This is a genomic window from Desertivirga brevis (genome assembly GCF_017355835.1).
In genome coordinates this window covers 575,313-589,409 of the sequence record NZ_JAFEWF010000006.1, presented here as the reverse complement: position 1 = coordinate 589,409, position 14,097 = coordinate 575,313, and the positions used below count along the sequence as shown (strand labels likewise).

The 14,097-nt window shown below is 44.1% G+C and carries 9 protein-coding genes; all 9 read right to left on the bottom strand.

Annotated elements, in window-relative coordinates; genetic code table 11:
* Positions 1-2: 2 nt before the first annotated feature.
* From J4N25_RS17770 to J4N25_RS17730, 9 genes are read right to left on the bottom strand one after another with little or no spacing between them, the layout of a single operon-like run.
* Positions 3-743 carry a copper homeostasis protein CutC gene (locus tag J4N25_RS17770; protein WP_207423131.1) on the bottom strand — a complete coding sequence of 247 codons (741 nt, stop codon included), beginning with the start codon at positions 741-743 and terminating at the stop codon, positions 3-5.
* A complete protein-coding gene (locus J4N25_RS17765; RefSeq protein ID WP_207423130.1) occupies positions 743-1,753 on the bottom strand; it encodes a glycosylasparaginase in 1,011 nt (336 codons plus the stop codon). The genes J4N25_RS17770 and J4N25_RS17765 overlap by 1 nt, the downstream gene beginning before the upstream one ends.
* A gap of 5 nt (positions 1,754-1,758) precedes the next feature.
* Positions 1,759-3,054, bottom strand: coding sequence for a sugar MFS transporter (locus tag J4N25_RS17760; RefSeq protein WP_207423129.1), 1,296 nt, complete (start codon positions 3,052-3,054; stop codon positions 1,759-1,761).
* Between the two features lie 11 nt (positions 3,055-3,065).
* Complete coding sequence (nagB, locus tag J4N25_RS17755; protein WP_207423128.1) at positions 3,066-4,985, bottom strand: glucosamine-6-phosphate deaminase; 1,920 nt, start codon at positions 4,983-4,985, stop codon at positions 3,066-3,068.
* A 1-nt stretch (position 4,986) separates the two neighbouring features.
* Positions 4,987-7,644, bottom strand: coding sequence for a glycoside hydrolase family 2 protein (locus J4N25_RS17750; RefSeq protein WP_207423127.1), 2,658 nt, complete (start codon positions 7,642-7,644; stop codon positions 4,987-4,989).
* 21 nt (positions 7,645-7,665) lie between these two features.
* On the bottom strand, positions 7,666-9,963 hold the full coding sequence (locus tag J4N25_RS17745; protein ID WP_242695917.1) for a GH92 family glycosyl hydrolase: 2,298 nt from the start codon (positions 9,961-9,963) through the stop codon (positions 7,666-7,668).
* Positions 9,964-9,973: 10 nt separating this feature from the next.
* Positions 9,974-11,077 carry a glycoside hydrolase family protein gene (locus J4N25_RS17740; protein WP_207423126.1) on the bottom strand — a complete coding sequence of 368 codons (1,104 nt, stop codon included), beginning with the start codon at positions 11,075-11,077 and terminating at the stop codon, positions 9,974-9,976.
* 2 nt (positions 11,078-11,079) lie between these two features.
* Positions 11,080-12,201: a carbohydrate-binding family 9-like protein gene (locus tag J4N25_RS17735; RefSeq protein WP_207423125.1), complete on the bottom strand. Its 1,122-nt coding sequence runs from the start codon at positions 12,199-12,201 to the stop codon at positions 11,080-11,082.
* A 7-nt stretch (positions 12,202-12,208) separates the two neighbouring features.
* Positions 12,209-14,092, bottom strand: a complete 1,884-nt coding sequence (locus tag J4N25_RS17730) for a glycoside hydrolase family 35 protein (RefSeq protein ID WP_207423124.1) — start codon at positions 14,090-14,092, stop codon at positions 12,209-12,211.
* Positions 14,093-14,097: the final 5 nt, after the last annotated feature.

Sequence of the window (14,097 nt, the reverse complement as noted above, 5' to 3'; positions counted from 1 at the left end):
AATTAAAAGGCGTTTGTACCGGCAGTAATTAAGCGGCGTACCTTAGCGGCATCTGTCACTTCGAGTTCCGATTGAAAGATGTGAGTAGAAGAAATTTGAGGGTTTACAAAATGGCTTCTGTCTTCAAGCACCCGGGCAGATGCATGGTACTCCTGCGCTCCTGTAATCCTGATCAACTCACTAATATTATTTTCATTGATCCCGCTACCAGGCATTATGACTATCCGGTTGTCTGATAGTTCTACCAGTTCTCTTAATCTACTCGCCCCTACTAAGGCTGTGGGAGCAGCCCCTGAGCTGAGGATACGGTCAAATCCCAGGTCAATAATTTCCGTTAACGCTTGCTTTTGATCCTTGCACACATCAAAAGCCCGATGAAAAGTTGCAGTGATCCCCCGTTTGCGGGCATAAGAAAGAAGTTTATAATTACGATCAAGATCAATCGTGCCATCCTTATTCAAAATTCCAAACACCACTCCTTTACATCCGGCATTCGCACTAGCTTCCAGGTCCATTTCCATCTCCTCCAATTCCAGACTGGAATAACAGAAATCGCCCCCACGGGGCCTGATAAGAACATAAACAGGAATTTGGAGATATTTAACACAAAGACTTATCTGGGCGTAAGACGGTGTAGTCCCTCCTTCCGTTAAATTGCTGCAAAGCTCTACCCGGGACGCTCCGCCAGATTGAGCTGCCAGTGCCGAACGAACTGAATTAGCGCATACTTCCAGCTTAAACATTAGTAATGACTTTTACTTGCAAATAATCCTTCCTGATTTTCGCCGGTACAAACTGCATAAGAAAATCCTTTCTGGATGGCATAGGCTCCATATTCCCCTTTCTTATTCAACGCAAGAAATCCAACCTGAAGACTTTTAGCCCTTTCTGGTTTCTTTTTAATGATCCGGTTCACTGCTTCCCTGCAAGCTTCATAAGGAGTATAGCCGTTACGCATCAGTTCGACAACAAGAAAACTTCCTACATTTCTGATCACCTCTTCACCAACTCCTGTAGATGTAGCACCCCCGATTTCATTATCAACATATAAACCAGCTCCAATAATCGGACTGTCTCCGACACGTCCATGTAACTTGAAGGCCATTCCGCTGGTGGTACAGGCACCGGAAAGATTGCCCTTCTCATCCAAAGCTAACATACCAATGGTATCATGATTATACTGGTTCCCTGGAAGCTTATCCGGCCTGTAAAGTTGGTTTTCCACATTGATCACGGGGTTGTACTTAGCTGTCTTCAACCATTCTTTCCAGGCTTTCTCTGATTCTGGCGTAAGCAGTTTCTGCTCTTTAAACCCCATCTCCAAGGCGAATTGCTTCGCACCTTCTCCCACCAGCATAACATGAGGTGTTTTTTCCATTACCAGGCGCGCAACCGAAATAGGGTGATCGATATCTTCTAAAGCCGCTACCGAGCCGCAGTTACCGAACTCGTCCATGATACAGGCATCCAGCGTCACTATCCCATCCCTGTCGGGGTAGCCTGCCCTTCCCACACTATGATTATTCAGATCTGCTTCGGGTATCCTAACGCCGGCTTCGACTGCATCCAGAGCCCTGCCTCCTTTTGAAAGGATACGCCAGGCTTCTTTGTTGGCTGGGATTCCGAAATCCCAGGTAGATATCACTACAGGAGGTCTTTTTTCGTTAGTAAGGATGTCCGCCGCTTTAACCGGAATAGCCAGAGTGGAAGCTGCGAGAGTTGAAACCTTAATAAATTTTCTTCTGCTATACATAAGCGCTAGTTCTTGGCACTTCTGCGGGAAGCTGCCAGTCCGTAATAGAAAATAAAAATATAACAGGGCACCATGATCCAATAGGCAACCTGAAGATCGTATAGATCCGCCAGACGACCATAGATCAGGGGAATAACTGCCCCTCCGGCTATTGCCATAATAAGCAGCGACGAGCCATATTTCGTGAACCTCCCCAAACCTCTTAGCGCCAGGGGCCATATAGCCGGAAATACAAGAGAGTTAGCAAAACCAAGTAATGCGATAAACAAAACAGAAATGTACCCGGAAGTAAATATGGCAGCGACCGTGAAAACAACACCAATAAGAGCGAACCCTTTCAAAGCGTTTTCCTGACTTAAATATCTTGGAATAAAAATAACTCCTACAATATATCCCAGGATCATACCTACCAGGGTACATGTAGTGAAGAATTTCGCCGTAGAAAGAGGGATGCCATGATAAGCCCCATAGCCAATTACTGTATCTCCTGCCATCACTTCTACACCCACATAAAGGAACATTGCTATAACGCCCATTATCAAAAAGGGAAACTGCAGGATACTTGTCTTTCCATTATTTGCCAATGCTGTGTCCTCATCCTCTTTATCGGTATCGATCTCTGGCAATGCGGAAAAATAAATCAGGACTGCTAGTACCAGGAGTACTGCCAGAATTATCAGATAGGGAACAATTACGCGCGCTGCTAGAGCATCTAATTCGGCCGTCTTTTGAGCCAGGCTCATTGAAGCTAACCGTGCTGTTAATCCGTCAGCATTTTTTAAAGTAACTGCTCCCAGTGCGATAGGGGCAATAGAACCCGCCAACTTGTTACAAATCCCCATTATGCTGATCCTCTTTGCTGCACTTTCTGCAGGCCCGAGGATAGTGATATAAGGATTTGCAGCAGCTTGAAGTATGGTTAACCCAGCACCCTGTATGAATAAACCAATCAGAAAGAGCAGGTAGGTGCGACTTAATGCAGCTGGAATAAAAAGTAGAGCTCCTACTCCCATTACTACTAAGCCAGCTGACATACCCTTTTTAAAGCCTGTGAGTTTTAATACCCAGGCCGCGGGTATGGCCATAACCAGGTACGAAATATAGAAAGCAAAGGCCACCATGTACGACTGACTGTTACTTAGCTCGCAGGCAATTTTAAGGTAAGGAATAAGGACTGAATTCAGCCAGGTGACGAATCCGAAAATAAAAAATAGTGCTCCTATTATAACGATCGGCTTTACTGCCGGCGCTTTAGCTTTCGTTGCGTTTTCAACTACTGCTTCTGTGTATGCTGTTGACATAAGCTCTGATCTTAAAAGGAATATCTTACAAATGCTTCGATTGCTTCATATTCAGCTAATCCAAGCTGATTGTAAGCTCTGGCTGTTTCCCGGGTGCGGTCTTCTGCTCTTACCCAGAATTCCCTTGAATCGTCTCCTGGGAATACGGCTCTGTCTTTTTGCGACTGGTGTTTAAAAATAGCCATACGCTTCCGTTCTACTTCTTGCGGCGAAAGTGGAACTGCCATTTCTATTTCATGGATTTCAAACTCATGCCATGCTCCACGGTATAACCATAACCAGCAATCCGAAATCCAATCCTCGTGGGTTTTGAGCCTTTTTAAAGCTTCATGGATAATATTAAAGCAGATCTTGTGGGTGCCATGGGGATCGGCAAAGTCACCGGCAGCATACACTTGGTGTGGCTTTACCGCTTTTAAAAGCTCCATCGTTTGAAGGATATCATCTTCGTAACTTACCTTTTTCTGCTTTTTTGCCCTGTCGTAAAAAGGAAGGTCCATGAAATGAATATGATCATCAGGAAGACCTGCATAACGCGCACCGGCAATCGCTTCTCCCTTACGGATCAAACCTTTCACCCGCTGGATCTCTTTCAGATCTTCCTGGTTTGGAGTTTTTTGTTCAAAGAAGCTTGTCATTTCTGCATACAGCCCTTTAAGATCAGCTGTATCCTGTCCTTGCGTTGCTCCAAAATCTATAGCAAATTCTACGAAGCGCAATACATCATCATCCCATACGGCTGTATTTCCTGATGTTTGATAAGCAACATGAACATCGTGACCATGATCTGCCAGGCGAATGAAGGTTCCTCCCATAGAAATTACATCATCATCCGGGTGAGGAGAGAACAACAGCACCCTTTTCTTTGCCGGATCCCTTCTCTCTGGCCGTTGTGAATCATCTGCATTTGGCTTTCCTCCCGGCCAACCGGTAATGGTATGCTGTACGGCGTTAAAGATCCTGATATTGATGTCGTAAACTGGCCCCTGTTCAGTTGCCAGCTGAGCCATACCATTATTATTATAATCCTCTTCTGTAAGTTTAAGTATTGGTTTATTTACCGCCTTAGCCAGCCAGATCACCGCTTTCCTGATGTTCTTCTCATCCCAAACCATGTCTTTCACCAACCATGGTGTATTGAAGCGGGTCAAGTCGGCTGCTGCGTCCTGATCCAAAACGAATTCTACATTGTCGGATAGCTGAAGATAAGTTGCCGGGACATCAGAAGATATTTCCCCTTCTACTGCCTTCCTGATGATTGGGGCTTTCTTTCCGCTCCAGGCCATCAGGATAATTTCTCTTGCTTTGAAGATGGTTCCCACCCCCATGGTGATCGCCTTTACCGGAACATTTTCCTTTCCTCCAAAATCATGAGCAGCATCACGACGGGTAAGATCGTGAAGGGTTACCACACGGGTACCCGAATTAGGTGCAGAACCAGGTTCATTAAAACCGATGTGACCGGTACGACCGATTCCCAGGATTTGCACATCCAGTCCGCCCAGGTCGGAGATCTTCTTTTCGTACTGAAGGCAGAACTCGTTCACTTCCTCGGGACTCAAAGTTCCGTTAGGGATATTTACGTTGGAAGGATCGATATCAACATGGTCGAACAAGTTCTCGTGCATAAACCTTACATAGCTCTGTTCAGCACCTGGCTGCATAGGATAGTATTCGTCGAGATTGAAAGTAATAACGTTCTTGAAGCTAAGACCTTCCTCCTTGTGCAAGCGGATCAGCTCGGCATATACCTGCAAAGGTGTTACCCCTGTTGCCAGTCCAAGAATTGCATGTTCAGACTTTTCCTGTTTTACTCTAATGATACTGGCTATTCGGGCAGCTACAGCTTTCGATGCAGTTTCTTTATCAGCAAAAATAGATACAGGTAGTTTTTCAAATCTGGTTTCTTCTAAGAGATTTAATCTTGCCATATTATGGATTCGGAATTATAAATTGTTCGGACGTATTCCATCCGTTTATTGAAATAATTGGAGATACATTGTCATTGGCCTCCGGATATTCAACGACTAAGGTTCTGCTTTCCCCAGGAATCACTGAAATGTAGTTATCTGAATAAAAAGCAGGTAGAATTCTTTTGCGCGTCTGAGGATGAACGACAGATACCCGGTTAAAGAAGGAAACAGCACCGTTTGCAGGGCAGGAAACAGTGACCTGAATTTTGCCTGCACCTAACTTTTTAGCTGTCACTACTGGTTTAACCTTTTTCAGGCTATTCAATCCAGAGTACCGTCCGTTCTTATCCGCCAGCCAGTAGAAATTGTCACTTATTGTCTCTTTGTTTTCGTCAAGAAGTTTCACAGAAAGGAACATGCCTTTATCTGCAGCCATCTTATCTACGAAGTCTTTTACAGGCAAAAACTTCTTGGTTCCGCCCGCTTCCAATCCCATAAAAACCTGAGTTATAAGCGAGTCTTTTCCCTCCATAGAATATGCTTTAATTTGAAGCATCAGGTTCTTATAGGTTTTAAGGGAGTTATTTATTCCCGTTACCATTCCGTCAACAGGATTATAAGCAACATGGACAGCTTCACTACCTTTCCGTAAACCGTATAAGCAGGCATTAGGATCCAGATAATAATCGTACATCTGCCCTCTCATTGCAGTCCATGGATTTTGAGTTTTCCATATGATCACACCCGTATACCAATCGTTCATGTGCGAACTGAAACCTTCCATCAAAGCCCTGTACTGATCGTAATTTACCAGTTGTGCTTTTTTAGCAAAATCTCTTGCGTCTGAAGCTGTTCCATAGGGCTCTATAAAACCTTCATAACCCACCCCCTTATATTTATGGTAGTCCCACACCGAATCTACAATCTCTTCAGCTTTTGGATTTTTTGTCGTTGCAGGTATATATTTAGGGGCAATCATATTTTTCTGAGGAATAAAACGCTCCAGGGATTCATAATCGCCAACCCCCACCGAACCCACCTCGGAGTTGAAAGGATAGGTGCGGTAGTCCCAGAACTTGCTGATTGGCTGAATGGTGTATGGCCCGTCTCCGTTACCCCAAATGGTATTTCTCGACATGGAATCTGAGTTCGAATAATCGACAAACCATCTGGTGCCATCCAGTGACGGAAGTAAAGAATCTCTAAGTGGAACAAGAATATCATCTGGGGGAGTCATCTCATTACCACCGCACCACATCGCGAGAGATGGATGATTCCTTACCATTTTTATCATATCGGCTGCCGATTCCAGGAAAAGATTATGATCGTCAGGATATTTACGCCTTGTCCACTGATCTTCCTTTTTTAAAGGGTCTAACCAACGACCATTACAATCACCCGACATCCAGAAATCCTGAAAAACGAGCAATCCATACTTGTCGCAAGCCTCGTAAAATTCAGGCCTTTCTATCAAAGCACCGCCCCAGATCCGGATAAGGTTGAGGTTCATATCCCGGTGGTGACGTATTTCTGCATCGTATCGCTCATTACTGAATCGAAGCATCGCGTCTGAAATGATCCAGTTCCCCCCTTTGATAAAGATCTTTTGTCCGTTTACAAAAACCTGGCGACTTTCAGTTTTCGTGTTAAAGCTAGTCTGGATCTCACGAACACCGAAGCTGATGTTTTCGAAATCAGACTCCTGCTTATCTCTTGTTACAAAACGGAGTTTAATATTGTAAAGTTCCTGGCGACCATACATATGCGGCCACCATAGTCTGGGATTTTCAATAGTGAAATCAGGAAGAGAGACCTCGTGATTTCCAGGTTTAAGCTCTACCTGTTTTGAAACCAGCCTCCCATTAAGCTCATACTCCAAAGCGCCTTTCACTGGGACGGAACCTGAATTTTCAAGGGTAGCACTGAGTTTTAGGGTAGCAGGTTTCTGCGGTCCCTCCGGCTGACGTACACCAGGAACCAGTGTGACAAGATGGGGATCCTTGAGTTTAACCGAACCTGTCTTCTCAATATAAACCTTATCCCATATCCCGGTATTCCTATCACGGATAGGCTGGATCCAATCCCAACCAGCCACGTATTGATGCGAAACATTCCTTGCGATAACTCCATCACCACCCTGGCCGCCATTAGGATTACCCACGGGATCGGGCGGATATACGATCACAGCCAGGCGATTCTTTCCATTTGCAGCAAGCAAAGAACTTACATTGTAAGTTTTGCGCAGAAACATGCCTTTATGCTCAGAGCTATTCAACTTCTTACCGTTAAGGAAAACATCGCAACTATAATTGATCCCTCTGAAACTAAGCCAAAATTGTTGTCCCTTCTCCTGCTTTTGTTCGAAATCTTTTACGAACCAATAGGTATAATAGTCTCTGCCCGTCTTATAAATATCCGGGATCCTTTCATTATTCATCCCATAGAAAGGATCTGGGATCAGCTTATTATGTAAAAGGCTGGTTAGTACAGTACCGGGAACAACCGCAGGCATCCAACCGGAAAGCGTTGTTGCTGTTTGAGATAAACTGCTACCGTTATCTTTAACCTTTCCCGCCTGCTGACAAAGCCAGCCTGTGTTTAACTCCACTTTATTCTGGGCTATAGAGTTACTCAGACTCAGAAAGCCCAGAAAAAGGGTTACTAAATATTTCTTCATGTGTGCGTATTAAATGTCTTACTAGTTATACTCCGACCGTGGGCGGTCTGACTTTTTCTGTCCAAACGTACGGGAAGGCTCTGCTCCCATTTCAATCTGAAGCGTTCCTCCCTGCATAAGATCACTATGCATGATATAAGCCTTAGTGTAGGGCTTAGAATTAAAGAGAATTTTTTGGATATACTTGTTCTGCTTTGAGTTATTCAGCACTTTGATTTTCAGGGTCTTATCTTTAGCTACCTTCAATTCTGCAGAATTTACAATGGGACTTCCAAATACATATGCACCTGAAGATGGATTTACAGGATAAAAGCCCAGCGAGGAAAATATATACCAGGCCGACATCTGTCCAACATCTTCATTGCCACACAAGCCATCGTTCTTGTCGGTATAGAGATTGTCCATAATATATCGCACTTTCTCTGCCGTTTTCCATTGCTGTCCGGCATAAGCATACAAGTACGGGATATGATGTCCCGGCTCATTGCCTTGCGCATACGAGCCGATCAGTCCTGTAATATCGTTAGATGCCTTTGCCCCCATGTCGCCCTTAACAAAGAATAAGGAATCCAGCTTATTCAGAAACGGCTTTTCGCCCCCGAGCATCGAGATCATTCCATCCACGTCGTGCGGGACTAACCAGGTATACTGCCATGCGTTTCCCTCTGTAAAATCCCCCTTTTCGTGGATCGACTCAAAAGGACTGAAAGGAGATCTCCAGGTTTGTTCTGACAACCTTCCACGCATAAATCCTGCTTTCGGATCAAAATAGTTTAGGTAGTACCCAGCTCTTTTTTTAAAATACTGAAAGTCGTCCTTTTTGTTCAGCTTCTTCGCTACCTGGGCAGCACTCCAATCAGCAACAGCATATTCAAGACCTATAGATACCGACTCAGCCATACTATCTGCAGGAATAAATCCGTACTTCTTCACATAATAAAGTCCCCTTTCATCCAGCATGGAAGAATTTTTAATTGCTTCAAAAGCCAGATTCTGATCGAATCCTTTATAGCCTTTCAATATAGCCTCAGACAAAACAGGAATAGCAGGATTACCTACCATACAATTGGTTTCATTTCCGTGAAGATGCCACACCGGAAGTTTCCCCTGCTGTTTGTAGATAGCAAGCATCGTGTTAGCCATATCACTTACCTTTTCAGGATGAATGATAGTGTAAAGAGGCTGTGCCGCCCTGTAAGTATCCCATAGGGAGAAAGTGGTGAGGTTATTGAAAGAAGCTTTGTTATAGACCTTTTTATCTGTCCCTCTGTAATCTTTATTATGATCATTAAATAAAGAAGGTGCAATCATGGTATGATAAAGGGCGGTGTAAAACACTCTCATTTGCGAGGGATCGGCAGTGGTGATTTTCACTTTCCCGAGCTCATCCGACCACTTCTCGTCAGCCTTCCTCATAACGGATTCAAAATTCCATCCTGGCGCCTCTGCCTTAATATTTGCAAGTGCATTATCAGTGCTAACAGGTGATATCCCAACCTTAACCAAAATCTCTGTATTTGATGGATCGAAAGTCAGGATGGCTTTAAGCCTCTTTCCTTTTTGTTCAGCACCATCTTTCACTGAGGTACTATCGTACACTGAAAGTCCTTTAATCTTCTCTGAGAACACTGCAGTAAAAAAGATCCTCTGATCTACCGCCCAACCAGAAGAAAACCGGTAACCAACGATAGTTGTATCATTTATTTTCCTGAAATAATTTTCTCCGGAGCGATCCCATCCGATACCTTGTTCGAGGTCAATGACCATTTTAGGCGTACTTCCATTTGGGTAGGAATAGCGGTGCATCCCAACCCTTTCTGTGGCAGTCAGCTCTGCTTTGATATTATACTTTTTGAGCTTAACGGAGTAGTAACCAACTTTGGCAATTTCATCACTATGAGAAAAAGGTGAATAATAACCAGATGCCGGATTTCCAGGCCTGCCTTTCGAAGGTTTCACCTCTCCTGTTACCGGCATAAAAAGAATATCTCCCAGATCACCTATGCCCGTACCACTTAAATGTGTATGTGCAAAACCGATAATGAGCGAATCCGAGTAGTGATACCCTGAACACCAGTCCCAGCCTTCCGACATATTGGTAGGGCCTAATTGAACTGCACCAAAGGGAACATTTACCCCCATAAAAACGTGGCCATGAAAGCCCGTGCCGATATATGGGTCAACATAAGAGCTAAGGGGCCCCAAAGGCTTGGTTCCTCCTGCCGCTATTGTTTGGGCAGAAAGTTGAGATGCCAGCCCGATACAGCACATAGTAAACAGGAAATGGAATTTGGTAATTAAAGATCTTTTAGTATTCATATAATTTGGTCTAAGTGTGTTTTTTAAACTTTTCAAGGCTTTCCAGCACCTCTTCCGTTACATCGCCAAAAAGCGATATACCTCTTGCTCCCCTATCCAGAGCGAGCTTTATTCCGGCTTCAAGTTCCTCTTTGTTTTTAAAATCGGGCAGAAAAACACCTGCATAAAGAGGAAAGCGTCCGTTGAGTGCTTTTACCCCTTCATTAACAGCGTCACCTATCCAGCTCACCGGTTCCTTATAAAAGCCGTGATAGATCATGGGACATACGCCCGTAAGGTTCCAGTTCACCCAATCCTGACGCACATTTCTTTTAGCAACTTCTGGCGTGGGAAAGACTGCAGCGGTTATTGATTTCCTCTTTGAAGCTGCAACCGCCGCGAGCTGATTAACGATACCAGTGATGGCATTATACCGGAACAATCTCCAGGAAAGACTAGCTTCGGGGTATTCCAGTTGATCGACATCCTGTCCGTATTGTTCTTTAAACTTCCTTTTACAATCGCTGCAATAGCAATAATCGTATTCCGGAAGCTCGCTAGTCTGAACGATCTTATAATTCTTCCAGAGGTTTACAGGAAGGATTATATCACAAAAACGAACATAGTCAAGGTGAATACCATCCACATAGTCTTTATTGAGATTATGCTCGACATCCTTCTTCAGGTGAGCCAGGGTTTCGGGTTTGCTAGGGCATAACCAGCGGTAGTAGTCAACATAAGGAGGCTTGTCTGCACAAGATTCCCCTTTACGATTTATGGCAAATATTTCAGGATTGGCTTCCCGAAGGCTTTTCTCGCCCCTGTTCATCGTCCAGATCCAGCGATGAGCTTCGAGCTTGCAAACTTTAGCTGTCCGGAAATGGACTTCGCTGTCTCCTTCGAAGAAGATACCACGAATCCCAGCACTGTAATAATGAGAGTACCTCTGCTTCAAATCCTTTTCACTCTCACCATGCTTGGGGTTTATCCATACCCAATGTTTAATAGCAGTAGTATTTGCAGTGGTACTCTTAAGTTCAGATGCTGTAAGGGTTGAGAGTCCGCTAAAATTAGCGGCAGCTAGTCCCGATCCTGCTACAATGCTTTTTTTCAGAAAATTCCGTCTATTACTCATACCTACAAAGCTTGTATCAAACCTTCATCATTTATACTCCAGGAACTTTTACCAGCACTGATAATAGCGTTAAACTGCCGGGTCCCGGCTTCCATTTTCAAGCTGTTAAGCTTACCGGATATGGAGAAAGAAGCTGCTGGAAAACCAAGGGTAGCTATATTGGAAGCGTAGCGCCCATGCCTTGAATGATATTCCTTTTGCCGGTAATAGAGAAGCCATAAATATTGCTTCTGTTGCTCAGTGTAAGGAAGTACAAAAGAACCGGGCTCTTCTTTACTACTGAACTGCAGATACCCCCAACGCTCCGGCAGATGCATGTTAATTACGCCTTGGGGGGACCAAACCCAATTATTTTCCGGTAATACTTTTCCATTCTTGTCCTTCAGTTTTTCATACTTGCTTCCAGTCCCTTTAGTATCCCATTCAACCCTTGAAAAATTTATACGCCAGAGACTTCCATCCTTAGGGATCACCGGATCATTGCCAATGGAAATGCAAGAGAAAGGGATCGCCATTTCAACAGTCCAGCCCTTGTCCTGATCACTGGCGTCATTGATGCTTCCTAAAACTTTTATAGCCGACTTCATACCCTTTGCGTCCCAGGGGATCAAAGCTCCTGAGTTGTTTCGGTAAGGTTTTGAAAGGAAAAGATCAAAAACGGTATTCAGAGCATTGAGCTCTATTTCAAAATACTGGTGCGTATTATTATCCGGATCTATAAAAACTTCAAAGTCGTTATCATAGAAGATCACTTCATCGTGTTTGGTAATATTGGCCCACACACCAGGTTCTTCCATTTCCGCTGCGATATATAAGTAATTTTTATCCCAAAGCATTTTTGCCCTGGTGTTATGCCGGGGTTTTGGTTTCAGATCCCCTTCAATATCTGAAAAGCTTTCTGTCCACACCGCCCTTTCCCATACTTTATCTCCGTAAACATCTCCGTCTATTTCCGGGGCTACCTTAGCAAAACCGGCAACATAAGCTAAAGGAGGAGTAAAAAGGTGTTTAAAATCTGCTGCTTTTGCCGGTGCAGGAGCTTGAGCAAGAGCCGCACTGCCTCCACCAAACAAGAACAAAGACAAAACACAGCAGAAAGAATATTTTATTAATTTATTGATCATTCTAAACTTAAGGTGTTGAGGTTAACTGTTCAAGAATAGGTTTCTCTATCCCACTTATGCTCTCTTGTATAGTATCATTCAGCTGCTCGAAAACAGCTATTTCATTTTTACCTTTATTTAACCAGCAACCAGGAACATAAAGCGTTTGCTGGGGACCAACATTCCAATACCTTCCCAGATTGTGACCGTTAACAAAAACAATCCCCTTTCCCCAGCCCTGCATATCAAGGAAAGTATCTCCTGTTTTTTGAAGGTCAAAACTTGCGGAATACATCGCAGGCTGACCTTGTTTATTGCGATTACTAAAATTCTCCGTATTCGGAACAGTTTCAAACGGCATTTTGTACATTTCCCAACCTCCGGAGATCTCGAAATCATTGATCTTAACGGGACTTATTATCCCCTTTCTATTATTCACGATCTCTTCGCCGTAATTGATCCTGCCCATATTCTCTACCAGAAGCTCAAGGGTACTATTAAAAGGGATGTTCACCTCCAGCTCATACTGGTTAAGCATGCGGTTTAACACCCCTACTCTCGTTCCATTTACGTAAACGGTAGCGTAATCACGCAATCCTTCAACTTTCAGCTTCCCTTGTACAGGCTGGTTAAAACGTTTACTGTACAGCACGTACCCATGACCCTGGTTTAATTCCTCAAAACTCAGAGGCTGAACATTAGAAACAGGCCTTATCTGCTTCTTTAGGTCTGAAAGCACTACGGTTTTGGAAAAGCGCAGGGGACCGAGTGAAATAACAGGCAAGGCAGGAGGAACTTCCGGAAGTTTCCCATTGGTATACTTTGTCAGAAGTTCCCTTATTGCTGTATATTTTGGAGTAACCCAGCCTGGTTCTGAAACGAGAGCATCATAATCGTAACTGGTAATATCCGGTTGAATATCATGTTCATTATTATAATTAGCGCCGGAAGTAAAACCGAAGTTTGTTCCCCCGTGAACCATATAATAGTTGAAGCTGATTCCCGCTTTCAGATAAGTTTCTGTTTGCTTAGCTACCTCCTCCGCGGAGATCCTCACGAAGGGCTCGCCCCAGTGATCCAACCAACCCGGATAAAATTCAGCTACCATGTATGGGCCCTTGTTTCCATTATACTTGTCGACGGCCTTTTTTAGATTATCAATATTGTTTTCTCCGTTCGCGGTGGGTAAAACTCCGGGAAGAGCGCCGCCCTCAAAAAGCCATGATCCATCACTGGTAAAAAATGGTCCTTCGAAACCAGACTTCAAAAGCATCCCTTTAATCGCCTCGTTGTACTTCTTATGTTCGGCAAGTGGAATATCCTTTCTTTGATTTACGTAGGATCCAAATTCATTCTCCACCTGAACCATAATAACAGGTCCGCCTTTGCTTACCTGAAAACCTTTCACCTCCGCCGCTAAGCGCTGGATATATTGGTTACAAGAATCGAGGAAGGGTTTGTTGAAAGAGCGGATCACCAGATTCTTCTCCTTTTGTAACCACCAGGGATAACCACCAAACTCCCATTCAGCACAAGCATAAGGGCCTGGTCGCAGGATGACGAACAATCCTTCTTCCTGTGCAATTTTCAGATATTCTCTAATGTCTTTGTTGCCCGAGCGAAAATCCCATACTCCCGGAGCGGTATTATGATAGTTCCAGAAAACATAAGTGGCAACGGTATTAAGTCCCAGTGCCCGTAACATTTTCATCCTGTGCCGCCAGTATTCTTTAGGGATGCGCGCGTAGTGCATCTCTCCTGAGCGGATCTGTACCGGCTTGGAATCGTACAGGAACTGGCCGTCCTTAATCTCGAACGAGTGTTTCTTCTGAGCGAAAAGGCTATTTTCCATTCCGAGCAGCAAGAGCAACAGCAGAGCTATCCTGTTGTTTATAGCCTTAAAATTCAACATTGGAC